Origin of the sequence: Sagittula marina (assembly GCF_014196795.1) — a bacterium.
Lineage (GTDB): Bacteria > Pseudomonadota > Alphaproteobacteria > Rhodobacterales > Rhodobacteraceae > Sagittula > Sagittula marina.
This window is the reverse complement of sequence record NZ_JACIEJ010000001.1, coordinates 503,015-525,327: the sequence shown is the minus strand read 5'-3', so window position 1 is coordinate 525,327 and position 22,313 is coordinate 503,015. Positions and strand designations below refer to the sequence as shown.

Here is a 22,313-nt window from a genome sequence, read left to right as displayed (position 1 = left end):
GGACTCGTCGGAACGAACGGCGACACAGTCGCATTTCGAAGGCGCCCGCAATTCTCGATGCAGCGCTCCGATTGCGTCTTAATGATTTCTGCAATGTCATTCACACGGGCTTGGCGATGTGCCGCGCCTTGAGCGAGCTGTCGAAGACTATGACGCCCGCGTTTCTGAGGGGCCCGATTGCGCTTACGAGCCCCCCACACTGCCCCGAATTGCGTCAGTCGACGAGACCATTCTCACGGTCGGCGTCTTCGGCAATCCGTGCGTCCTCGCGCAGCTCCAGCCACATCGCGTTCAGCACCGCAAAGGCTGCCGCCAAAGCCAGCCCGAGAATCCAAGCGAAATACCACATGTGTCAGGTCCTTTTCAGTACAGGGTTTCAGCGTTTTCGTTCACGTCTTCTTCGGTGACCTTGCCCCAGAGCACCCTGTACACCCAAGCTGTGTACATCAGGATCAACGGCAGGAAGATCGCCGTGCAGATCAGCATGACGAACAGTGTCAGATGCGATGAAGACGCATCCCAGACAGTCAGGGAGGACGTCGGGTCGATGCTGGACGGCAAGATAAAGGGAAACATGGTCAGGCCAACCGAGGACACGATGCCCAGAATGCCCATCTTGGACCACAGCAGGGTGGAAACCTCGCGCCCCGCCTTCAACCCCAGAACCGCCAGCGCGATGCCGACGAAGCCCATGATCGGTGCGAGTGCGATCCACGGACGCTCAGCATAGGCCGACAGCCACGACCCCTCGCGTGCCACTTCATTGAATAGCGGATTGGAGGGGCCGTCGAGGGCGACTTCGTTCACAAAGGAATAACCGTCGACCCCCACCGCCAGCCAGAGCCCCGCCAGCGCATAACCTGCGGCGGCGATCATCCCGGCCTTAACGCCGATGGAACGGGCGCGTTGCTGCACCAGACCTTCGGTTTTAAGCGTCAACCACGCGGCGCCGTGCATCAGCAGCATGGAAAACGACACCACGCCTGCCAGCAGTGCGAAGGGGCGCAGCAGCCCCACCAGCTTCATGATCATGCCGCCCTCGTATATTGACAGCAGATCCTGCGTCAGACGAAACGGCACGCCGAGCAGCACGTTGCCAACGGCCACACCGAACAACAGGGCCGGCACAGCACCGCCTGCAAACAGCGCCCAGTCCCAGCGCGTCCGCCATTTGGGATCTTCGCGTTTGGAACGGTATTTGAACGCCACAGGGCGTACGATCAGCGCCGCGAGGATCATGAACATGGCAAGGTACAGACCGCTGAACGCGACCGCATAAAGTGGTGGCCACGCGGCAAATATCGCCCCGCCGCCAAGGATGAACCAGACTTGGTTGCCCTCCCACACCGGGCCGACCGTGTTGATGACGACGCGCCGTTCCAAATCCGTTTTTGCCACGAAAGGCAGCAGCGCGCCGACCCCCATGTCGAAACCGTCGGTCAGGGCGAAGGCGATCAGCAGCACCCCAAGCAGGCCCCACCATAGAACGCGCAGAGTCTCGTAGTTGATAAGTTCGTGCATGATCATGGTATGTTACTCCGCCGGTTCCGCGAGGGGGCTTTGATTGCGCCGGGTGGACAGACGCCCCACGTGACGCTCCTGCCACGCGATAGTGCTGTCCACATCCTGCGTTGGGCCGATCTTGATGTATTTGATCATCAGCTTGACCTCGATGACAAAGAGGACCGTATAGAACAGGGCAAACCCAAACAGCGTGAACAGCAGGTCGCCGACGGTCAGATACGAAGCCGACAGTGCCGTCGGCAGCATCCCGTCCACGGTCCACGGCTGGCGGCCCACCTCGGCCACGAGCCAGCCCATCTCTGCCGCGATCCACGGCAATGGGATGAAACCCACGGCGGCATAGAGAGACCACTTTGGGTAGGTCATGCGCCTGAACGACGTCCGCCAGAAGAAATAGGCCGTGATGAGGATGAAGCTCATGCCAAGGCCCACCATGATCCGGAATGCCCAGAACAAGGTCGGGACATAGGGGATCGTATCGTCTGCGGCCTGTGCGATCTGCGCCTCGGTGGCGTCACGCGGGTCTTCGACGTAGCGCTTCAACAGGAAGGCATAGCCCAGATCATCCGAATTCTGCTCGAAGCGGAATTTGGCCTGGCTCGGGATCTCTTCGCCGGCGGCCCGCGCCTCGCGGATCTCCATCAATGCGTCATAGGCAATGATCCCCATACGCACGCGGCCCTCGTTTTCGGCCACCAGTTCGTTAATGCCCGCGATTTCAGTATCGAAGCTGCGTGTACCGATCAGTCCCATGACCCATGGGATATGAATCGCGTAGTGGGTCTCGCGGTCTTCCATGTTGGGCAGGCCCACCAATGTAAAAGAGGCAGGCGCGGCTTCGGTTTCCCACATCGCCTCGATGCTGGCGAGCTTCATCTTTTGCGTCTGAGAGGCCGAGTAGCCGGATTCATCACCAAGAACGACCACCGACAGTGCGGAGGCCAGGCCGAACGCAGAAGCCACGGCAATCGACCGGCGCGCGAGATCGGTGTGCCGCCCTTTCAGCAGGTAAAAGGCCGACACTCCCAGCACGAAAAGGGACGCGGTGACATAGCCCGCCGACACGGTGTGTACGAATTTGGCCTGCGCCACCTCGTTAAAGACCACCTCGAAGAAGGAGGTCATTTCCATGCGCATGGTCTCGGGGTTGAATTCAGCGCCTACCGGATTGGCCATCCAGCCGTTCGCGATCAGAATCCACAGCGCGGAGAAGTTCGATCCGATGGCGACCAGCCACGTAATGACAAGGTGGCCGACCTTCGACAGCTTGTCCCAGCCAAAGAAAAACAGCCCGACGAATGTTGCCTCCATGAAAAAGGCCATCAGCCCTTCCATCGCCAGCGGCGCGCCGAAGATGTCCCCGACGTAGTGCGAATAGTAAGACCAGTTCATGCCAAACTGGAATTCCATCGTGATGCCCGTGGCGACGCCCAGCACAAAGTTGATACCGAACAGCGTGCCCCAGAATTTCGTCATCTGCCGCCAGATCGGGCGGTTCGTCATGACGTAGACGGTCTCCATTATCGCGACGAGGATCGACAAACCCAGTGTCAGCGGTACGAAGAGAAAGTGATACAAGGCGGTCATACCAAATTGCAGGCGTGACAGCTCGACCAAGCCGATTTCCATGGCGTGGCTCCCTTCAATCATCCATGCCCCATCAGCGGGGCTCCGGACTGTTATATTCTATTTGTCGCATGTCACTTTGACGTGCATCAATTCCCATATCTTAGATTCAGAATTTTAACCCTGTGGCAGCCCGTCCCTGCAACCCGATGACGCAGTCCGCCTGTGAGATATCCTCTGCCCGATGCGCTGCGATGAGGAAAGCAGCATCAGGCAGCGCGGCACGCAACCCCGCCATGACACGGCGCGCCGTCTCTCGGTCCAGACCTTCTGTCGGCTCATCGAGCAGCAACACACGCGGCTGCGCGAGCAACGCGCGGGCAAGCACAAGCCGCCGGGCCTCTCCGCCCGACAGGCCCGTCCCCCGAAACCCGAGGCGCGCGTCCAGCCCACCCTTGGCTGCGATGACGTCATAGAGCGCAACGGAGTCGAGCGCAGCCAGCATCGCCTCGTCGGTCGACGGTCCGGCCATGGCAAGGTTGTCGCGCACGGTGCCTGCGATCAGCGCGTGGCGTTGCGGCACCATGACGACGGATTGCCGCCATATGGCTTCTTCGTCCGGGGCTTGGCCCCCCAGCGAGACACGTCCCTCCGCCGGGAGCAGGACGCCTGCGGCCATATAAAGCAAGGTCGATTTGCCGCGTCCGCTTGGCCCGGTGAGGGCCACGGTTTCACCCGGCGCGACACGGACTGTGACAGGCGCAAAGCGGCCTGAGGTCACGGCGTCCAACATCAGCACCCCTTTGGGCGCGACAGCAGAAGGCTCCGCCCGGACCGTTGTCAGCGACGGAGCAACGCGCCGCGCCGCCTGTGTCATGCGCCCGACCTCGGCCAGCGCGCGGCGCACGGGTGCGACTGCCTCGCCCAAAGCGAGCGCCGCCAAAGCGCCCAGCGCCACCTGTGCTGCGCTGAGCGTCCCGGCCTCTGCCAGCGTCGCGCCGATGGCCAGCGCTCCGCCGACCACAAGCGTGCCGATCATGTCGAGGCCGAAGCCCATGCGCCGCTCCACCGCGTCAAGTGCGCGTCGGGCCGTGGCCTCCCGCCAAAAGGCGTCGTCCACACGGCGTTGCGCCGTCGACAACTGACCATAGACTGCAAGGTCTTCGCGCGCGGCGACCATGTCCACCATGCGGGACCGGGCGGCCTGAAGCGCAGCCTCCTGCCGCCGGGCGGGCTTACGTGCCAGACGTTGCCCAAGAACAAAGATCAGCGTCGGACAGAGCAACCACATCCCGGCGACCCACAGTCCGACCCAAGGGTGCACAAGCCACGCCAGAACGACCCCTGCCCCCGTCACCACAAGCACACCCGCCGCACCCGGCAGCACCAAGCGCAGCAGCACACCGCCCAGCGCATCCACGTCTGCCGTTACCCTGTTCAGCACAGCATTGGCGCGCAGTCTTTCCAGGGCGCGCCACGGTTGCGCCAACAAACCGCGCAGCAAGGACACCCGCAAGTCAGAGAGCGCCCGCAGCGTCGCATCATGGGTCAGCACACGCTCACCGTATCGGGCCGCCGTGCGCCCCATGGCAAGGAAGCGCACCATTGAGGATGGGACAAACACATTGAACAGTGCGCCCGTCCCGGCGAGCCCTGCCACAGAGGCCGCCGTGATGAACCATCCCGACAGGCCCAGCAGGGCCGCGCCCATGGTCAGCACCGTCACCGAGAGGGCAAACCCGCGCAGCAGCGCTTTGGACTGGCCGCGCAGGATCAGCGTCACAATCTGCCACAGAGCGTTCATTGCGTGTCTCCGAGGTCAATCACGCGGTCCATCTGTGCCGCCAACCGCAGATCGTGGGTTGCGACAATCAGCGTCCCCTTGTGGGACAACAGGCCGCGCGTCACGGCCTCTGCCGTATCATCATCCAGATCGGCGGTGGGTTCGTCCGCCAGCAAAACCTGTGGCGCTCCATGCAGAGCACGCGCCAAAGTCACGCGCCGCGCCTCGCCGCCAGACAGGCCCGCGCCGCGTTCGCCAAGGGGTGTCAGATCACCTTTGGGCAGACCTTGCACCACGGGGCCCAGCGCCGCCTGCGCGACTTCCCCGCCCAGCGATGCGCCGAAGCCCACGTTGTAGCGCAGCGAGCGGGCGAGGAAATGCGGCGCTTGCGGCATCCAGCCGAGCCCCGCGCGCCAATCGTCCAACCGATCCGCCAAGGGCTGACCATCCAGCGTGAGCTCCCCGGTCTCCGGTCGTTCCAATCCGGCGAGCAGGCGCAGCAGCGTCGTCTTGCCCGCCCCACTCGGCCCAGTCAGGGCGATGCGCGTGCCCGGCCTGATCTCAAGGTCGGGCAAATGGATCTGCCGGTCCCCGCGATGCAGTGAAATGTTATTCAGCGCAAGGACGCCCGTGATGGCGACACCGCCCTGCCCGTGACCCGGCATGGCTGCCCGTTCCTGACCACGCCAGTTTTGCAGCTCTTCCTGCACAGCGTCGGCAGCGGCCTTGTCATGCCACGCGCTGGCGAGGTCGCGCAGCGGCTGAAAGAACTCCGGTGCCAGCAACAGCAGCCAGATGCCGGTGGTCGGGGTGACGTCTCCGCCCCAGTGTACCTGCTCCAGCAAGGAAAAGCCGGTCCAGACGGCCACCATGGCGACGCCCAGCGCGGCGAAAAGCTCCAGCACGGTCGAGGATAGAAAAGCGACACGCAGCACGGCCATTGTCTTGCCGCGCAACCGTTCAGAGGCTTCGGCGAAGTCGTCCGTCACGGCCTTACCCGCGCCAATCAGCCGGAGGTCGGCCAGCGCGGCCAACCGGTCCACCAGCAAATCCCCCAGAGAGCCGATTTCGTCCATCTGGCGGGCGCTGGCGTCCTTGGCCGCCCAGCCGACCAGCGCCATGAAAAGCGGAATCAGCGGGCCAGACAACAGCAAGACGACACCCACCGCCCATGCGTTCCAGAATGCCAGAACGAGGATCACCAAAGGCACCACCGTCGCGCGCAAGCGGGCTGGACGATAGCGCATCAGATAGGGACGAAGCGCCTCTGCTTTTTCCGAGACGAGGGCGGAGAGCGCTCCGGGGCCGCCGATGGACGAGGTGTCCAATGTACGGCGCTCGCCCCCTACAACCTCAGTGCGGAGGGTCGCCAAAACGGTGTCAGCATGGCGCGCCAAGGCAGCGTGAGATCCAGCCTCCAACGCGGAGCGCACCAGCCCCAAGGCCACGAAACCGGCGACCGTTGGCCAGACCAAAGCGGCCTCTCCCGACAACAGGCGCCCGAGCAAGGCGGCCACCAGCCACGCCTGAAACGGCCAGATCAAGGCCGCCGCCAAGGAAAGGGCCGCGCCGATCAGACCTGCTCTGTTCGTATCCTGTTGTCTCTGTGTCACGCGCTCTGCCCCGGCCATGGCTTTGGCGCAACGCTACGGCCCCATGACGGCGAGTAAAACCCAAAGCTCCGCGTCCAAGCGCCCCACCCGGTGCCGCGCAATCAGAGCGGCTTCAGTGCATTCCGTCCGGACCATGCTTCAGGATCACCGGCACGATCAGGTCCTCCTCATCGGCCAGATGGCGCATCAGCAGACTCTCGAAGCTGGTCAGCTCTTGACGAAAGCGGCCTGTCTCGAGGCTGCCTTGCAGGACGCCATTCGCGCCATCGGCAAAGCGGGTCATCAGGCCGTCCATCGCGTGGTGGTCGCGGTCGAGAATGTCGAATCCGCGATCCAGGGTTTTCTCACGTTTTCGCAGCACCGGGAAGTAATGCGCATCTTCGATCTGGTGATGCCCGTGCAGTTGCTGCAACAGCGCCCCGCCATATTGGCTCAGTCTTTGCTGCATGGCGCGCGGGTCCATCTTCTTGTCCATCACGGCCTCCGCGTCTGTGCCCATGACAGCGCAGAGTTTGCGGAACATCTCGTGCCGATCCAGCCAAAAGGCCACAAGCCCCGCGAAATTCGGATGCGACTCCCACTCTTCACGTGGGAAGGTCTCCAGCAGTACCCGCAGCGATTCTGGAAGGCCGTCTCGCTCGGTCAGATCATAAAGTTTGTCCATACGCTTCGTTGTAGCGCTACGGGGGCCAAGTCAACGCCACCCGTGCACAGCCCCCGTGTCGGGGTGCACATCTGTGCGCGCAGGCGCTTCTTGCACGAAAGCATAGCGCAGCTGTGCTTTGGAGAGCGGTTAATGGGGGCTTTGCCGTGGCTTCGCCCAAAGCACGTCACATTCCGCGCGCAATCTGAACGTAGACCATTAAGACAGGTTGCAGAACGCAGCACCTCCTCGGGCACACCGGTTAGAACATCGCTTCCGTGCCCCTCCGACCGCCATGTGTGTGGCCCCGGACCGGGGTTGCACCGGCGGGGTCGACACGTCCCGACGAACCGACCCTACTCAATGTGAGGACGAGCAAATGCGTTACCTGATCGCCGAAACCAACTGGACCATGATGACTCTGGCCGCCGAGCTCGCCGCGAACGGCACGCTTATGACGCGCACCGACCGGATCGAAGACATCGCCCATTTCATGAAACACGGCGAGGCTGATCTGTTGATCCTTGCCGCCGATCAGGTGGGAACGGCGGCGCTTTCCCTGGCCACGCTGCGCCGACAGTCGAACGACATGCCCATCGCCCTGGTCGCAGATAAACCACGGGCAGAGCAGATCACCGCGTGGCTGGAGGCCGGCGCAGACTGCGTAATCGACGCCACCCGCCCGCCGGAAGAGGCTGTGGTCACCCTGCAGGCGGTGGCACGACGCTCCCTGGGTTTGTCTGTGCCACAAATCCAACATGGTCCGCTGCGCGTCGACCTGCTGACCCGAAAAGCCTACCTTATGGGCTGCCCGCTGAAGCTCTCTCCGAAGCTGTATGAACTGCTGGAATACATCACGCTGCGCCCGGGCCAGCTTGTCACCCGTGCCGAACTTCTGTCCCACATCTACGGGTTGGAGAATGAGCCAGATGCCCGCGTCTTCGACGTCTACATCTGCAACCTGCGGTCATGCTTGCAGGCGTCGTCCGGGGCCGTGGACATTGAAACCGTGCGCGGCGCCGGTTTCCGCTTCTCGGCCTCCGACGCTGTGGCAGCAGAAGCTGCGTAAACGGTCAACGTGTCTCAGTCTACATCCACCGGCACGCCCAATCCGGTGTCGCCGGGACGGCGGACGTGAGGCCTGCAGTCCGGGCTGGGGATGATCGTCTCCGCCCGCAAAGACAGCAAAACAACACTTTGCAGCTTGATCATGCTCCCAGACGGGGGCGTGGTTGAAGTCACGTAGACATAGCGGCGATTGTAGTCACATTCCGCGCCGGACCGTTCATAAGAGTACTGGGGCGGATCCTGGTCCTGCCGGGGCGAAAACCCTTTCTTCCGCAGCGCTGCTTCCGCGTCGCGGGCCAACATACCCTCGACGTCTGGCACAATCGCGTACCCCGGTGCGATACCCTTTGATCTTTTCAGCTGGATCATGACCTCGTGGGGTTGCGTGAAAACATGGCCGGGCGGCGGGGATTGTTCGGCAACCAGCCCCTTGCCGTAAACACTGTAGACAAGCCCGACAATGGCGATCTTCTGTCCACTTCCGCTGAGGATCTCCTGCGCATCTTCTATGGTGACGCCGCGCAGCTCTGGCATGTAAAATGGCAGTCGCTTGCTATCATCTACCGCATTGCTGCCATCTTCTGCGGCAACGCTGGTCACCGCGAAGAAAGCAGCCCCCACAAAAGCCCAAAATAGTCGCTTCAACATGCCAGACTCTTTTTCAGTGTTTTTCACATCCGACCTTAATCACACAGATGCGGGGATCAAGAATTTGATCTCCGGTCAAAACACCGCTGCCACTTCATACAAGACAGGCTCAAACGACCGGCAGAGACTGTTGAACGTTCGGTTGGTGGCGCGCATTTCGGGGGCGCGCAGCATGGCGAGGAAATCCTCTCGCCGGCGCCATTGGCTGTAGTTGGCGATCCGTGTCTGTGCGTCATTCACGTGCAGCGCGGCCGAGACGAAGCCCGGCTGTTTCGATATGAATTTGCCGTAGGCGTCCTCCAACGCCTCCAGCAAGTCCTGACAATTGCCGGGACTGGTCTCGAAGGTGGTGACAACGGTCTGAAGATCGGAACTAACGGTGATATTTGGCATATCGGGCCCTCCTCTGATCCAGCTTTGCACAAAATCTGCCGTGCCCAAAGCGCCCCGCTCACAATAGGATGACGAATTGGCGCTTGGAATTCCTTGACACCCTGACCCGCGATGCGGCAAAAAATCTGCAATTCAAGACAACAGGCGCGGCAAACGTGTCAGAGCAGCGACCGGTCCCAAAACGGGCCAGAGACAGGACAGCACATGACCAGCACCGCCCGAATCGAGGAGTCCCTCCGCGAAACCATCATTTCGCGTCCGGACATGATTCTCGACGACAAGGACCTGATGCACGCTCTGATCGCGGCGAACGAACGCGCCATGGGCGGCAACATCGTCGACCTGCGCGGCATCGCCATGGAACGGCTCGAAGCACGGCTCGACCGGCTGGAGGACACCCATCGCTCCGTCATCGCGGCTGCCTATGAGAACCTTGCCGGGACCAACCAGATTCACCGCGCCATTCTACGGATGCTCGACCCGCTGGATTTCGAACCCTTTCTAAAGGATCTTGGCGGCGAAGTGGCCCAGATCCTGCGTGTGGACGTGATCAAACTGGTGCTGGAATCGCAGCAAAACGACAGCGAGCCGGTGATCCGCCGTTTGGGCGATGTCCTGTCGGTGGCAGAACCTGGGTTTGTGGAGACCTTTATCGCCGGCGACCGCGAGGCTCCGATCCGTCCCGTGACATTGCGTCAGATCAGCCACGGCGACGGGCGCGTCTACGGCACGCGCGCCGAATGGATCCGCTCTGAGGCTTGCCTGAAGCTCGATTTCGGGCCCGGACGCCTGCCCGGCCTGCTCGTCATGGGCGCCGAAGATCCGCACCAGTTCACGCCGCAGCAGGGCACCGACCTCTTGGCGTTCTTTGCGGGTGTCTTTGAACGTGGTATGCGCAGATGGCTAAGCTGACTGCGGACCAACACCTTTCACTGCCGGGCATTGTCATATTTCCGCACGAAATGTGACGCCCGCGCCTCTCGGCTCCGGGATCTGACCGCTCAGAAACATCCGGTGCCACAAGCCAAAGAACAGGCGCTGCCAGCCTGAAACGTCACCATCGGGGGAAGTTGACCGCGCAGCCGCGCGAAGGATGATCCGATGACGCTCGACATTTCGCAAGCTGCCCGTCACGCGCTGGCCACATGGCTCGACCACACCCGCGCGCTCAAGGACAGGTCAGACAACACCGTGACGGCCTACCGCGCCGATGTGATGGACTTCATCTCGTTTTTGACCGCGCATCATGCGGAACCGCAAGGGCTGGCGCCATTGGCACGGGTGACGACCTCTGACATGCGGGCGTGGATGGCTCACTTACGTGGGCAGGACATCGCGCCCCGGTCCATGGCGCGCAAGTTGTCGGCGGTGAAAACGTTCTACCGTTGGCTGGCGGAACGCGAGGGCTTCGAGCCTACCGCCGTTCTTGCGACACGCTCTCCGAAATTTCAAAAGAAGCTGCCGCGCCCCCTGACCGAAGACGCCGCCCGCGCCATGATCGACACCGTTGAACTGCAAACGCAGGACAGCTGGCAAGGCGCGCGGGATGCAGCTGTGACGACGCTGCTGTACGGCTGTGGCCTGCGGATTTCAGAGGCTCTGGGGTTGAAAGGGCGCGACCTGCCGTTGACGGACAGCCTGCGCATTCTCGGCAAGGGCAAGAAGGAGCGTTTGGTGCCGGTGCTGCCCATCGCGCGACGCGCCGTCGAAAGCTATCTGACGCTCTGCCCTTACTCGATGTCGCCGGATGAAGCGGTGTTTCGCGGCGCGCGCGGCGGCACGCTGAACGGGCGTCACATCGCCAAGGTGACAGAGCGCGCGCGGATGCAGCTGGGCCTGCCCGCCACGGCGACGCCCCACGCCATGCGGCACAGCTTTGCCACGCATCTGTTGCAGGCCGGCGGTGACTTGCGGGCGATTCAGGAACTGTTGGGCCATGCCTCCCTGTCGACAACGCAGTCTTATACCGCCGTCGACCAAGTGCATCTGATGCAGGTCTACGAGGCCTGTCACCCCAAGGCGGGTTAGCGCTTGGCGCAGTTTACCACCCTTGAGGGCGGCCCCGACCTCTGACACGCTGCACATAGTTAAACATTCCAAAGGCATTGCCATGAAACTGATGCACTCCCCCGCTTCGCCCTTTGTGCGCAAGGTGATGGTTACCCTGATCGAGACCGGCCAGCTTGAGGATGTCGAACGCGTTAACGTTGCAACGTCTCCGATCGCGACCGATGCAGAGCTGGCGTCGGCCAACCCGGTGGGCAAGATCCCGGCGCTGATCCGCGAAAACGGACCGACCCTGTATGACAGCCGCGTGATTTGCCGCTTTCTGGATGCGCGTGCAGAGGCCGGGTTGTACCCGGAAAAACGCATTTGGGACACGCTCACACTGGAGGCGACGGCCGACGGGCTGACGGATGCTGCGGTGGCCATCGTTTACGAGGAACGCTTTCGACCGAAAGAACACGTGTCGATGGACTGGATCGAAGGACAGTGGGCCAAGGTGAGCCGCGCGCTTGATGCCTTGGAAACCCGGTGGATGAGCCACCTCAACGGGCCGCTCGACATGGGGCAGATCGCCGTGGGCTGTGGCTTGGGTTATCTCGACTTCCGTCACGACGTGCGCAGCTGGCGCACGGGTCGCGAGGGGCTAAGCGCGTGGTTCGAGAAGTTCGGGCAGCGCGAGTCGATGCTCGCCACCAAACCCGGGTAGTCGCCAAGCGCCGCCCGTCGGGGCGGCGCAATCGTTCAGAAACTCAGCGATACACCAACGTTCAGGGCGTTGGTCTTGATGTCGGTGTCGAAGCTGCCGCCATCGTCGAAGTCGCCTTCGTTCGTGGAATACGTGAACTGATATTCCCCGAAGACAGAGTAGCGGTCATTGATCGGCAGGCTGGCCCCGGCTGTCAGACGCACGGCGGGACCCGTGACCTGAAACCCATAAGTGCGCGACCCGGAGTCATGCTTTGCATCCACATGCGGAAACGCAATGCCGAGACCGCCACCGACATACGGCGTCACGTTGCCCCACTGCTGATCCCACCGCTTCGCGACATTGGCAGTCAGAACGTTGTGCCCGTCCGTGAATTCCAACCGTGAGAAGCCCAGATCATCCTTGGTGTCATCGGGCGCGTAAGCCTTCGTATGGGTGTATTCCACGCCAAAGCCCAAGCCGCTTGGCTGCCACCACATGGCGCGCGCGCCATAATAAGGCGGCATTTGAAAGGATTTCCCCTTCCAGCCAACCAGCTCGTCATAAGACCCACCGCCATTCGGCAGCTCGCCCGAAATCCGGCTGTGCGGCAGGGTCTGCCAACCAGTATAGATAGACAATTCTGTCTCTGCCGCAACGGGTGCGGCCATCGCGACGGCAAGGCTCGCACCCAGAATCACACGCTTCATTCGACAAACTCCGTTCTCGTTGGGTGCCAAGTAGCTTTGCATCAAGTGCGTTTCAACCGCGACACATCCGCACGACTATCAAAGTGTGCCTTTTGTTGACTTTACCACACCAAAGGTGACGGGTAGATACGCCACTGAAATCGCGCGGGAGAGTCGGCAAGGACTCGCCCGTGCGTTTTGACGTATCTTGGCCGGAGGGCGCTTCCTCGGGCCCCGAACTAGGGAGCGAAAATCGTGTCACACGCTGACGATCATGATGCCACCCGCAGGGACTTCCTCTACTACGCCGCAGCCGGCGCCGGGGCCGTCACCACGGGCGCTGCGGTCTGGCCGCTGGTCAACCAGATGAACCCCTCTGCCGACGTACGGGCCATGTCCACCATTCGTGTGGATGTGTCCGGCGTGGCTCCGGGCACCCAGTTGACAGTCAAATGGCTGGGCAAGCCGGTGTTCATCCGCCACCGCACCGCGGAAGAGGTCGAGAAGGCCAAGCTTCAGGACGAGGAAGCCATGGGCGACCTTGTGGATCCGCTGGCACGGAACGACAACCTCGATCCGTCGGCGCTGGCCGTTGACGCAAACCGCACAATGCCGAGCCCGGAAGGGTCCGACGAACCCGCCGAGACCTGGCTGGTCCAGATGGGCGTCTGCACTCACCTCGGCTGCGTGCCGCTGGGTGATTCTGGCGATTTTGGCGGCTGGTTCTGCCCCTGCCACGGGTCGCACTACGACATGGCTGGCCGCATCCGCAAAGGTCCGGCGCCGCAAAACCTGCACATCCCGCCGACCTCATGGGTCGATGGCACCACCATCCTGCTGGGTTAAGGAGCGCATCACATGGCTGGAATCCCGCACGATCATTACGAGCCAAAGACAGGCATCGAAAAGTGGACGCATTCGCGCCTGCCCATCGTAGGCCTGCTCTATGACACGATCATGATCCCCACCCCCAAGAACCTCAACTGGATGTGGATCTGGGGCATTGTCCTGACCTTCTGCCTTGCCCTGCAGATCATCACCGGCATCGTCCTGGTGATGCACTACACGCCGCATGTGGATCTGGCCTTTGCCTCGATCGAACACATCATGCGCAACGTGAACGGCGGTCACTTCATCCGCTACCTGCACATGAACGGCGCGTCGCTGTTCTTTGTCGCGGTGTACCTGCACATCTTCCGTGGTCTGTATTACGGGTCGTACAAAGCCCCGCGCGAGATCACATGGATCATCGGCATGCTGATCTACCTGTGCATGATGGGCACCGCCTTCATGGGCTACGTTCTGCCCTGGGGTCAGATGTCCTTCTGGGGTGCGACCGTGATCACCGGCCTGTTCGGCGCGATCCCGGGCATCGGTGAGTCGATCCAGACTTGGCTGCTGGGCGGACCTGCCGTGGACAATGCCACGCTGAACCGCTTCTTCTCGCTGCACTACCTGCTGCCCTTCGTGATTGCGGCACTCGTTGCCGTGCACATCTGGGCGTTCCACACCACGGGCAACAACAACCCGACCGGTGTCGAAGTGCGCCGCGGCTCCAAAGCCGAAGCAGAGAAAGACACCGTTCCGTTCTGGCCCTACTACGTGATCAAGGACCTGTTCGCGCTGGTGCTGATCCTGGCGATCTTCTTTGCCATCGTCGGTTTCATGCCGAACTACCTTGGCCACCCGGACAACTACATCGAGGCAAACCCGCTTTCGACCCCGGCGCACATCGTGCCTGAATGGTACTTCCTGCCGTTCTACGCGATCCTGCGCGCCTTCACCTCCGAAGTGTGGGTTGTGCAGATCGCCTCGTTCATCACCGGCGGCATCATCGACGCGAAGTTCTTCGGCGTTCTGGCGATGTTTGGCGCGATCCTGGTCATGGCTCTGGCGCCTTGGCTGGACACATCCCGCGTGCGTTCGGGCAAATACCGCCCGATGTTCAAGTGGTGGTTCGGCCTGCTGTGCATCGACTTCATGGCCCTGATGTGGCTGGGGGCGATGCCCGCAGAGGAGCCCTACGCCTCCTTCTCGCTGATCGCATCCGCCTATTGGTTCGCGTATTTCTTGGTCATCCTGCCTCTGCTGGGTGTGTTCGAGAAGCCGCTGCCGCGTCCCGCCACCATCGAAGAGGACTTCGACGCGCACTACCCGCCGAAGACCCACGCCGCTGGCACCACCCCGGCGGAATAAGCAACAAGGATCGCAAGAGATGTTCAAGAAACTCAGCCTCGCGGCCCTTACGGCCATCGGCCTGTCCACCGGCGCATACGCCGCCGGTGGTGAGGCACACGTCGAGGACTACTCCTTCTCCTTCGAAGGGCCCTTCGGCAGCTACGACCAAATGCAACTGCAACGTGGCCTGAAGATCTACACCGAGGTCTGCTCTGCCTGCCACGGTCTGCAATATGTTCCGATCCGCGACTTGTCGGCGCTTGGCTACAACGAAGACGAAGTCTTCGCCTATGCTTCGCAATTCGAAGTCTGGGATCCGGAGCTGAACGACGGCGACGGCGATTTCCGCACGGCCCTTCCAACGGACCAGTTCCCTGCGGTAACTTCGGCCAACGCACCGGACCTGTCGTTGATGGCGAAGAAGCGCGCTGGCTTCCATGGCCCCTACGGCCTTGGCATCAACCAGTTCTTCAAGGGCATGGGCGGCGCGGAGTACATCGCGTCCCTGCTGCACGGTTACGAAGAAGCGCCGGAATGTGCTCCTGAAGATTTCCCGGGTAACTACAACACCGTCTTCACCGCAGGTGGCTATCCGCCCTCCTGCCTCAATGAAGAGGGCCACCACACTGTTCCAGGGTCTTGGATCGGCATGGGGCAGCCCTTGTGGGGCGAAGACGTGGAATTCGACGACGGTCATTCCAACTCGCTGGAAAGCGAAGTGGAAGACGTCGCAGCTTTCCTGATGTGGACGGCTGAACCGAAGATGATGCAGCGTAAGGAAGCCGGCTTTATCGGTGTGTTCTTCCTGCTCCTCATGTCCGTTCTGCTGTACCTCGTGAACAAGCGCATCTGGGCTCCGATCAAACGCAAGGGCTGATTGCCTTCGCATATCGACAACGACAAAGCCCCGCCAATTTGGCGGGGCTTTTTGGTGTGCCGACTGCGATGTGTGGACCAGAGCTTATCCCAGCTCCCCAAGGTATTCGCGGAACGCCTTGGACGGGACCGAAAAAAACGGCTCGACCGGCACCGGCGGATGCACCAAGCCATCGGTTACCAGCACAACATCTTGCGCAAAGGCGCGGGCATCATTCGGATCATGCGTCACCATGAGGGTCAGCGCGCCGAGGGTCTCTGCCACCTCCCGCACGACTGTCAGCATTTCCCGCTTCAACCCCGGCCCCAGTGCGGCGAAGGGTTCGTCCAGCAACAGCACGGGCCGTGCCATCAACAAGACACGTGCCAGTGCCGCGCGACTTTGCTGACCGCCCGACAAGGTGCCAGGCTTACGCCGCGCAAGCCCCTCCAGCCCGACCCGTGCCAAGGCTCCTTCGATACGCGGCATCTCTTCGGCTCCGGGCTTGCGCCCGTCGGGCCGCAACGCCAATCCTAGATTTCGCGCCAGATCCAGATGTGGGAAAAGATTGCTGTCCTGAAACAGGATCGACACCGGACGTGCCTGCGGCGGCACCTGTGTCAAATCGCGGTCCCCCCAAGCCAAACGCCCGGAGATCGGTGTTCGGAAACCGGCGATCACGTCGAGCAGCGTCGACTTTCCAGCGCCGGATGGACCCAGAACGGCCACGCGCCGTCCCGGTGCGAAGGACAGATCCGCATCCAATGTTCCGCCCCCCATATCAATGCGCAGCTCCTCAAGCCTCAGCAAGGCGGCCTCCCCTGTCCAACATCACAAACGCCCCGAGCGACAACGCCAGCAGCAGCAAAGCCGCACCGGCGGCGGCCTCCATTTGATATGATCCCATCAACCGATAGACCTGCAACGGCAGGGTCGCCCGATCAGGGTCAGCGAAGAGGGCAATCACACCAAGGTCCCCCATCGCAAGTGCGGCGACCAGACCAGCAGCAAACCCAAGCGGACGGCGCAAGCGCGGCACCCAAATCAGACGCAGCCACGCCCAGCCGGTCAACCCCAGAGAGGCCCGCAGCCGCCCGTAATCCGTCTTCAACGCCTCGGCTTGTGGCGTGATGATCCGAAGCGCAAAGGGCAGGCCCATCAACGCATTGACCAATGCTGTCACCGGCAGCGCCATGGTGAACGGATTGACGAAGGGTCTCAGCATCAGGAAAAGGCCGGTGCCCAACACGAGAGGCGACACAGTGATCGCGGCCAGGGCAAGCAGTTCCCCTCGCCGGTTGGCCAGCGCCACGGCCCAGATCATGCATAAAACCGTCGACGCGCCGGCCACCGCCACCGAATGCCCCGCGGCAACGATAGTGTCCGCGCGCAGCAACATCAGTCCTTGCAGGCCTCGCAGGACCACAGCGCCAAGCGGCACGAGCAAAAACAAACCCGCGAGAGCAATCCACATTCCATCCGTCCAGCGGCGCCATCCCGCACCATCGCGACGAACCAACGCACGGTCACGGCCCAGACCAAACCCATCTGTCTGCGTCACTTTCAACGCCAGTATTCCCGCGCCGAGCCCAAGCGCCAATTGGATCAGACCCAGCGTGGCAGCTCGGCCAAGATCGAAGTCGAACCGCATGGCTTGGTAAATCGCCAGTTCAACGGTGGTTGCCCTTGGCCCTCCGCCCAATGTCAAAGCCACGGCAAAACTCGTCAGACAAATCACAAAAATGACCACAAGCGCGCCCGGCGCAACGCGCAGGATCACCGGCCCGTCAATCACCCGCCACAAGGCTGCGCGGCTCAGGCCCAGCGATGTCGCAAGTCGCAACCGCTCCCCAGGAACCGCTTGCCACCCGGTGAGCAGCATGCGCACCGCCAAAGGAAGGTTGAAAAAGACGTGAGCCAGCAGAACCCCGTGAAGCCCGTAAATGTCCACAAGCGGAAGGCCGAGCCCTCCAAGGACGTCGTTCACCAGCCCGGCACGGCCAAACACGGCGATCAATCCCATGACGGCGACGATCACTGGCAAAATGAATGGGGCGCCCATCAGGGTTACCAACACGGCACGACCGGGAAAGCGTTGGCGCACCAGCGCGCGCGCCACCGGAACGGCCAAAGCCACGCTCAATACAGCTGACAGGAGGGCCTGCCAGACTGTAAACCGCAGCGCCAGCCAATCACCGGGCGCAAGCGCTGACAGGCCCCCCGCCCGGATCAAAACCACGGCGACGGGCCCCAGCGTCAGCGCCGCCAAAGTCAGCCCGGCGATTATTGCGAAAGGGCTGCGCGCCATGCTTCGATAGCCTCATCCCGCAGGGCCGCTGCCTCGGTTTCGTTGTAAAACAACACGCTTTCCGGCAGGTCGAGCTTTTGGAAACCCTCGGGCCAAGCGCTTTGATCAAGCGCCGCCGGGATCGACCAGTTGCCCGTGGCAATCATTGACTGGAAGTCTTCGCCGAGGATGAAATCCATGAAGTCCTGCGCCAATTCCGGCTGGTCCGTTGCGGCAACTTTTGCTGCGAGCTCTACCATGAAATAGTGACCTTCCGGGAAAATAGCCGCCTTCTTGGTCTCATCCCCTTCGGCGATGATGTGATAGGCGGGTGAGGTCGTGTAGGAGAGGACCATATCGGCCTCGCCGTCCGTGAACATCCCGTAGCTTTCAGACCAACCCTTTGTCACTGTGACAATTTTCGGGGCGAGCTTCTCCCACGCGGCTTGCGCTTGGTCACCGTAAACTGCCTGCACCCACAGGACCAGCGCAAGACCGGACACCGAAGTGCGCGGATCTTGAATCACCAACCTCAGGTCGTCGTCGGCATTCAGCAACGCATCGAAGGACGCTGGCGCTTCCATCTTCGTCGTGTCGTAGACGAAAGCCGTGTGCCCATAGTTAAACGGCAAGAATGTGGCATCGGTCCAGTCAATCGGCAACGTCAAGCTGGAGAGATCAACGCCGTGCTCCGCGAACAGCCCGCTTTCGCGCGCCTTCTTGGTCACGTCAGTGTTCAAACCGATGACCACATCAGCCTCGGTGCGATCACCTTCCAGCAGCAGGCGCGGCAGCAATTCGCCGGGTTTGAACTGTAGGTCACACTCACATTGCGCCTCGAACAGCTCTTCGATTTTTGGACCCGGCCCCCATTCGGAGGTGAAATAGTCAGGGGCGTAAACAGTCAGCACGTTTTCCTGCGCCACCGCACTGGTGGCCAGCAAAAGTCCCGCTGCAAATGTGAAGGTCTTCATGGACATCTCCAAATCTGCGGCGAAAGGGCAAGATCCGGGTGTCCCGATACCTTCCCTCCGCCGGTGTTAACCGGTTCAGGTTCAACGGGTTGATGCGATTACGCAAATCTCAGACGGATCCTATTCCGCCACCCCGAGGTAGGGCACAAGCTATGGCCACGCCCCGCAGGGCGCAAGGCGAAACCACTTGAGCGGCGCAAGCCCGTGCCCTAGACCACGGCGCAAAGGAGACTGACCATGAGCCTCAACACCTTCGGCCACTTGTTCCGCGTCACAACTTGGGGCGAAAGCCACGGTCCCGCGCTTGGCGCGACCGTCGATGGCGTGCCGCCGGGGATCAATGTCGACGAGGCGATGCTTCAAAATTGGTTGGACAAGCGCAAGCCGGGCCAGAACAAATACACCACGCAACGGCGAGAGCCGGACGCCGTGAAGATCCTCTCAGGCGTCTTTGAAGGCCAGACCACCGGCACTTCGGTTCAGCTGATGATTGAGAATACAGACCAAAGGTCCAAGGATTACGGCGATATCGCGGAGAAGTTCCGCCCAGGTCACGCCGATATAACCTATTTTCAGAAGTATGGCGTCAGGGATTATCGCGGCGGCGGTCGGTCTTCGGCACGGGAAACCGCCGCACGGGTCGCTGCTGGAGGGATCGCTCGGGCAGCCTTGGACACCTTGATGCCTGGGGTCGAGATTACGGGGTACATGACCCAAATCGGCCCGCACAAAATCGACCGGAACCGGTTCGACTGGGACGAAATTTCAGAGAACCCATTCTGGACGCCGGATGCAGTCTCCGCCGAAGTGTGGGCCGGCTACCTTGATGAGCTGCGCAAGTCAGGCAACTCAGTTGGCGCTGTTGTCGAAGTGGTCGCACGCGGCGTACCAGCGGGCCTGGGCGCGCCAATATATGGCAAGCTCGACACGGACCTCGCAGCCGCGATGATGTCGATCAACGCGGTCAAAGGCGTTGAGATTGGTGAAGGCATGGCTGCAGCAGAGTTGACGGGCGAAGATAACGCTGACGAAATTTTCCTCGGGAATGATGGCCAGCCGGTGTACTCATCGAACCATGCGGGGGGCGTTCTTGGCGGTATTTCCACCGGACAGGATGTGGTTGTACGCTTCGCGGTAAAGCCGACCTCCTCGATTCTCCGGCCTCGGCAGACGATTACCAAGACAGGCCAGGCCACCGAAATAATTACCAAAGGTCGCCACGATCCCTGTGTGGGTATTCGTGCTGTCCCAGTGGGCGAAGCCATGATGGCCTGCGTTCTTCTGGATCACCTCTTGCTGCACCGAGGTCAGGTCGGGGACGCGGGCGGCACGATCGGCTGATCAAAAATCAGCCCATTCCCCGCCCCCTTGCCCTACTGGTGCGGGCGCGTTTACGGCCCTTTTTGCGCCCGCCGGGCCAGGCGACGCTTTAGCCGGGGCCGGTGAAATGTCCCATCCGTCATCATTTTTTGCAGCATGTGCCGAGGGTTTGGCCACTGGCTTTGATGGCGCGGTGGCAGGCACGGTTTCCTCGAAGTCGCCAAATAATTCCGGGACGCCGTGCACTTGGGATGGATCCAGACGGACAATTTGCGCCCCCCCGGTGAATTGCGTGAGCACATCGGCAAGCCGCGTCGCCTCGACCGTCAACTGCTGGCTTGCGGTGCTGGTTTCGCCAACCATTGCGGCATTCTGCTGCGTGACCTTGTCCAGCTCTGCGATGCCCAAGTTGATTTCTTCGACGCCGCCCGCTTGTTCTTTGGAAAGCGTTGCGATGCCTGAAACCATCTCCGACACTTCGGTCACGTTTGCCACGATTGCAGTCAAGGTTTCGCTGGTCTTCTGCACCAGCTTTTCGCCATCCTCCACTTGCGCCACGCTGTTCAAGACCAAAGATTTGATCTGGTTCGCAGATTCCGAGGCGCGCTGCGCAAGCCCGCGGACCTCGGAGGCCACAACGGAGAAGCCCTTGCCTGATTCACCGGCCCGCGCAGCTTCGACCCCAGCGTTGAGAGCCAGCAAATTGGTTTGAAAGGCGATGTCGTCAATGACGCCAATGATCTGACTGATTTGCTCGGAGGACTTGGCAATCGAGCTCATCGCTTCAAGCGCGCGTGTCATAACTTCGCCGCCCTGCTCCGCTTGCCTCCGCCCGTCCACGACCTTGACGTCGGCCTCCTGGGCACGATCAGAAGCGGTTTTCACGCCGACCGCGAGCATATCCAGAGCCGCAGCCGACTGTTCCAGCGTTGCGGCCTGCGTCTCGGCCCGGCGGGCCATCTCATCGGACATGCCAGAGAGTTCGGCAGCGTTTGACTGCACGGTTTCCGTGCTGGTGCGTAGCGACTCGACAAGATGCTCCAATGCGCCGGCCAATTCGTTGAAATCGCTGCTCAACTGGACGTAGCTGGGGCCGAGATCCGTCCAGCTTTCACTGTCTATGCGCGCATCCAGCGTGCCTTTGCGAAGCTGGCTCATGGCAGACCCCAAAGTCTTGAACAACTCAATCCGACGGGTGTTCTCATCCGCTGCGGCCTGCTCTGCCTCGGCGCCCACGCTAAGTTTAGCACGTAGCGTTTCCAACCCGCGCGCCATGGAACCGATTTCATCACCGCGTGTCGTGCCACTTGGAGGCTGGCTGTAGTCGCCGTCTCCCAGCGTCTGGACCGCTTGGGCCGCCTGCCGGATCGGTCGTGACAATAGACTGCCAAATACAAGCGCCAAACCAAAAGCCAGCAAAATTACCACGCCGTTAGAGACCAGAAGCAAAGTTTCACCATCCACGATCTGGCGCCTGGCAGCCTGTGAGATTGCGCTGAACTCGGCCTGCTTGATCTCCTGAAGTGCGTTTACCCCATCCCTTAATATGGCGAAATCTGGCAGATATTCTCTGTCCACTATCACTTTGCGATCAAACAGCATGAGCCCTTCGAGCGTTTCAGAACGCGCCGCAAGATCATCGGTAAAGGCTTTAAGATCCAGAACTGAGGTCCGAACCTCCGATCCTTCAGGAAGCAGCGAGTAAGCAACTTCGAGCTCAGTCGAAATCTCTGCAAGGTTGCCCATGAGCGACCCGTGCGCCTCGTCCCGCCCGGCGGCAAAGGACAGCAGATCACCGATCCCTTGCTCAACGTCTTCCTTTACCGCGTTGAGGCTCTCGAACTGTTTTACAAACTGTTCATACTCGCGAAAGACACGTGCCGTGCTTTTGTTGGTCGTCCAGGATAAGGCCGATACTGTCACGAGGCACAAAATGAATGTGCACGCAAAAAATAGCACCTGAATTCGGATCGAGAACTTGCTCATGTCTTGCCTCAGCGTTGTTCAGCGAGGACACTAGCGACCGTTGGTAAAGAACATCTAGAAACGCCGCAAAAACTTCATCGAATTTGGCACACT

At 61.3% G+C, this 22,313-nt stretch carries 21 protein-coding genes and 1 riboswitch; of the genes, 8 read left to right on the top strand and 13 right to left on the bottom strand.

The window, feature by feature from the left end:
• Nucleotides 1–214: 214 nt before the first annotated feature.
• The 6 genes from cydX to GGQ68_RS02445 all read right to left on the bottom strand — a co-directional run bounded on the left by cydX (nt 215) and on the right by GGQ68_RS02445 (nt 7,150).
• Nucleotides 215–349 (bottom strand): cytochrome bd-I oxidase subunit CydX, encoded by a 135-nt coding sequence (gene cydX, locus GGQ68_RS02470; RefSeq protein WP_183962806.1) that lies wholly within the window; start codon nt 347–349, stop codon nt 215–217.
• A 14-nt stretch (nt 350–363) separates the two neighbouring features.
• Nucleotides 364–1,527 carry a cytochrome d ubiquinol oxidase subunit II gene (gene cydB, locus GGQ68_RS02465; RefSeq protein WP_183962805.1) on the bottom strand — a complete coding sequence of 388 codons (1,164 nt, stop codon included), beginning with the start codon at nt 1,525–1,527 and terminating at the stop codon, nt 364–366.
• Nucleotides 1,528–1,533: 6 nt separating this feature from the next.
• On the bottom strand, nt 1,534–3,153 hold the full coding sequence (locus GGQ68_RS02460; RefSeq protein WP_183962804.1) for a cytochrome ubiquinol oxidase subunit I: 1,620 nt from the start codon (nt 3,151–3,153) through the stop codon (nt 1,534–1,536).
• Between the two features lie 106 nt (nt 3,154–3,259).
• On the bottom strand, nt 3,260–4,894 hold the full coding sequence (locus GGQ68_RS02455; protein ID WP_183962803.1) for an amino acid ABC transporter ATP-binding/permease protein: 1,635 nt from the start codon (nt 4,892–4,894) through the stop codon (nt 3,260–3,262).
• On the bottom strand, nt 4,891–6,486 hold the full coding sequence (cydD, locus tag GGQ68_RS02450) for a thiol reductant ABC exporter subunit CydD (RefSeq protein WP_343055818.1): 1,596 nt from the start codon (nt 6,484–6,486) through the stop codon (nt 4,891–4,893). Before cydD ends, GGQ68_RS02455 begins: the two co-directional genes overlap by 4 nt.
• Nucleotides 6,487–6,598: 112 nt before the next feature.
• Entirely contained in the window at nt 6,599–7,150 is a 552-nt protein-coding gene (locus GGQ68_RS02445; protein ID WP_183962801.1) for a hemerythrin domain-containing protein, read from the bottom strand.
• Nucleotides 7,151–7,508: 358 nt separating this feature from the next.
• On the opposite strand from GGQ68_RS02445, the gene GGQ68_RS02440 reads away from it, so the two are divergent.
• Complete coding sequence (locus GGQ68_RS02440; RefSeq protein ID WP_183962800.1) at nt 7,509–8,198, top strand: response regulator transcription factor; 690 nt, start codon at nt 7,509–7,511, stop codon at nt 8,196–8,198.
• A 14-nt stretch (nt 8,199–8,212) separates the two neighbouring features.
• Here GGQ68_RS02440 and GGQ68_RS02435 read toward each other — a convergent pair whose 3' ends face one another.
• Both GGQ68_RS02435 and GGQ68_RS02430 read right to left on the bottom strand, forming a co-directional pair.
• Nucleotides 8,213–8,872 carry a PASTA domain-containing protein gene (locus tag GGQ68_RS02435; RefSeq protein ID WP_183962798.1) on the bottom strand — a complete coding sequence of 220 codons (660 nt, stop codon included), beginning with the start codon at nt 8,870–8,872 and terminating at the stop codon, nt 8,213–8,215.
• Between the two features lie 48 nt (nt 8,873–8,920).
• On the bottom strand, nt 8,921–9,238 hold the full coding sequence (locus GGQ68_RS02430; protein WP_183962796.1) for an antibiotic biosynthesis monooxygenase family protein: 318 nt from the start codon (nt 9,236–9,238) through the stop codon (nt 8,921–8,923).
• Nucleotides 9,239–9,442: 204 nt separating this feature from the next.
• Here GGQ68_RS02430 and GGQ68_RS02425 point away from each other — a divergent pair, with 204 nt between their 5' ends.
• The 3 genes from GGQ68_RS02425 (at nt 9,443) to GGQ68_RS02415 (ending at nt 11,951) form a co-directional block, all read left to right on the top strand.
• On the top strand, nt 9,443–10,150 hold the full coding sequence (locus tag GGQ68_RS02425; protein ID WP_183962795.1) for a DUF484 family protein: 708 nt from the start codon (nt 9,443–9,445) through the stop codon (nt 10,148–10,150).
• 189 nt (nt 10,151–10,339) lie between these two features.
• Nucleotides 10,340–11,266 (top strand): tyrosine recombinase XerC, encoded by a 927-nt coding sequence (locus GGQ68_RS02420; RefSeq protein ID WP_183962794.1) that lies wholly within the window; start codon nt 10,340–10,342, stop codon nt 11,264–11,266.
• Nucleotides 11,267–11,348: 82 nt separating this feature from the next.
• Complete coding sequence (locus GGQ68_RS02415) at nt 11,349–11,951, top strand: glutathione S-transferase (RefSeq protein ID WP_183962793.1); 603 nt, start codon at nt 11,349–11,351, stop codon at nt 11,949–11,951.
• Between the two features lie 35 nt (nt 11,952–11,986).
• On the opposite strand, the gene GGQ68_RS02410 is transcribed toward GGQ68_RS02415, so the two are convergent.
• Nucleotides 11,987–12,640 carry an outer membrane protein gene (locus GGQ68_RS02410; protein WP_183962791.1) on the bottom strand — a complete coding sequence of 218 codons (654 nt, stop codon included), beginning with the start codon at nt 12,638–12,640 and terminating at the stop codon, nt 11,987–11,989.
• Between the two features lie 234 nt (nt 12,641–12,874).
• On the opposite strand from GGQ68_RS02410, the gene petA reads away from it, so the two are divergent.
• The 3 genes from petA to GGQ68_RS02395 are packed head-to-tail and all read left to right on the top strand — an operon-like array spanning nt 12,875 to nt 15,674.
• A complete protein-coding gene (gene petA / locus GGQ68_RS02405; RefSeq protein ID WP_183962790.1) occupies nt 12,875–13,465 on the top strand; it encodes a ubiquinol-cytochrome c reductase iron-sulfur subunit in 591 nt (196 codons plus the stop codon).
• 12 nt (nt 13,466–13,477) lie between these two features.
• Nucleotides 13,478–14,815 (top strand): cytochrome b, encoded by a 1,338-nt coding sequence (gene petB / locus GGQ68_RS02400; RefSeq protein ID WP_183962789.1) that lies wholly within the window; start codon nt 13,478–13,480, stop codon nt 14,813–14,815.
• 19 nt (nt 14,816–14,834) lie between these two features.
• On the top strand, nt 14,835–15,674 hold the full coding sequence (locus tag GGQ68_RS02395; RefSeq protein ID WP_183962788.1) for a cytochrome c1: 840 nt from the start codon (nt 14,835–14,837) through the stop codon (nt 15,672–15,674).
• Nucleotides 15,675–15,758: 84 nt separating this feature from the next.
• Here the strand turns inward: GGQ68_RS02395 and GGQ68_RS02390 are convergent, their stop codons facing one another.
• Genes GGQ68_RS02390 through thiB form a run of 3 tightly spaced genes read right to left on the bottom strand, consistent with a single transcriptional unit; the run spans nt 15,759 to nt 18,914 of the window.
• Nucleotides 15,759–16,463, bottom strand: a complete 705-nt coding sequence (locus GGQ68_RS02390) for a thiamine ABC transporter ATP-binding protein (RefSeq protein WP_183962787.1) — start codon at nt 16,461–16,463, stop codon at nt 15,759–15,761.
• Nucleotides 16,450–17,961 (bottom strand): thiamine/thiamine pyrophosphate ABC transporter permease ThiP, encoded by a 1,512-nt coding sequence (locus tag GGQ68_RS02385; protein ID WP_183962785.1) that lies wholly within the window; start codon nt 17,959–17,961, stop codon nt 16,450–16,452. The genes GGQ68_RS02390 and GGQ68_RS02385 overlap by 14 nt, the downstream gene beginning before the upstream one ends.
• Complete coding sequence (gene thiB / locus GGQ68_RS02380) at nt 17,937–18,914, bottom strand: thiamine ABC transporter substrate binding subunit (protein WP_183962784.1); 978 nt, start codon at nt 18,912–18,914, stop codon at nt 17,937–17,939. The genes GGQ68_RS02385 and thiB overlap by 25 nt, the downstream gene beginning before the upstream one ends.
• A 35-nt stretch (nt 18,915–18,949) precedes the next feature.
• Nucleotides 18,950–19,060, bottom strand: a riboswitch (TPP riboswitch).
• A gap of 91 nt (nt 19,061–19,151) precedes the next feature.
• On the opposite strand from thiB, the gene aroC reads away from it, so the two are divergent.
• The gene (aroC, locus tag GGQ68_RS02375; protein ID WP_183962783.1) at nt 19,152–20,255 is read left to right on the top strand and encodes a chorismate synthase; all 1,104 of its coding nucleotides are present in this window, start codon (nt 19,152–19,154) and stop codon (nt 20,253–20,255) included.
• On the opposite strand, the gene GGQ68_RS02370 is transcribed toward aroC, so the two are convergent.
• Nucleotides 20,256–22,220: a methyl-accepting chemotaxis protein gene (locus GGQ68_RS02370; protein WP_183962782.1), complete on the bottom strand. Its 1,965-nt coding sequence runs from the start codon at nt 22,218–22,220 to the stop codon at nt 20,256–20,258.
• Between the last annotated feature and the right edge of the window lie 93 nt (nt 22,221–22,313).

Bases quoted from the DNA above. Each gene is read 5' to 3' on its own strand.
- cydX (WP_183962806.1), bottom strand. From the start codon at position 349: ATGTGGTATTTCGCTTGGATTCTCGGGCTGGCTTTGGCGGCAGCCTTT.
- cydB (WP_183962805.1), bottom strand. From the start codon at position 1,527: ATGATCATGCACGAACTTATCAACTACGAGACTCTGCGCGTTCTATGG.
- GGQ68_RS02460 (WP_183962804.1), bottom strand. From the start codon at position 3,153: ATGGAAATCGGCTTGGTCGAGCTGTCACGCCTGCAATTTGGTATGACC.
- GGQ68_RS02455 (WP_183962803.1), bottom strand. From the start codon at position 4,894: ATGAACGCTCTGTGGCAGATTGTGACGCTGATCCTGCGCGGCCAGTCC.
- GGQ68_RS02445 (WP_183962801.1), bottom strand. From the start codon at position 7,150: ATGGACAAACTTTATGATCTGACCGAGCGAGACGGCCTTCCAGAATCG.
- GGQ68_RS02440 (WP_183962800.1), top strand. From the start codon at position 7,509: ATGCGTTACCTGATCGCCGAAACCAACTGGACCATGATGACTCTGGCC.
- GGQ68_RS02430 (WP_183962796.1), bottom strand. From the start codon at position 9,238: ATGCCAAATATCACCGTTAGTTCCGATCTTCAGACCGTTGTCACCACC.
- GGQ68_RS02425 (WP_183962795.1), top strand. From the start codon at position 9,443: ATGACCAGCACCGCCCGAATCGAGGAGTCCCTCCGCGAAACCATCATT.
- GGQ68_RS02420 (WP_183962794.1), top strand. From the start codon at position 10,340: ATGACGCTCGACATTTCGCAAGCTGCCCGTCACGCGCTGGCCACATGG.
- GGQ68_RS02415 (WP_183962793.1), top strand. From the start codon at position 11,349: ATGAAACTGATGCACTCCCCCGCTTCGCCCTTTGTGCGCAAGGTGATG.
- GGQ68_RS02410 (WP_183962791.1), bottom strand. From the start codon at position 12,640: ATGAAGCGTGTGATTCTGGGTGCGAGCCTTGCCGTCGCGATGGCCGCA.
- petB (WP_183962789.1), top strand. From the start codon at position 13,478: ATGGCTGGAATCCCGCACGATCATTACGAGCCAAAGACAGGCATCGAA.
- GGQ68_RS02395 (WP_183962788.1), top strand. From the start codon at position 14,835: ATGTTCAAGAAACTCAGCCTCGCGGCCCTTACGGCCATCGGCCTGTCC.
- GGQ68_RS02385 (WP_183962785.1), bottom strand. From the start codon at position 17,961: ATGGCGCGCAGCCCTTTCGCAATAATCGCCGGGCTGACTTTGGCGGCG.
- thiB (WP_183962784.1), bottom strand. From the start codon at position 18,914: ATGAAGACCTTCACATTTGCAGCGGGACTTTTGCTGGCCACCAGTGCG.
- aroC (WP_183962783.1), top strand. From the start codon at position 19,152: ATGAGCCTCAACACCTTCGGCCACTTGTTCCGCGTCACAACTTGGGGC.
- GGQ68_RS02370 (WP_183962782.1), bottom strand. From the start codon at position 22,220: ATGAGCAAGTTCTCGATCCGAATTCAGGTGCTATTTTTTGCGTGCACA.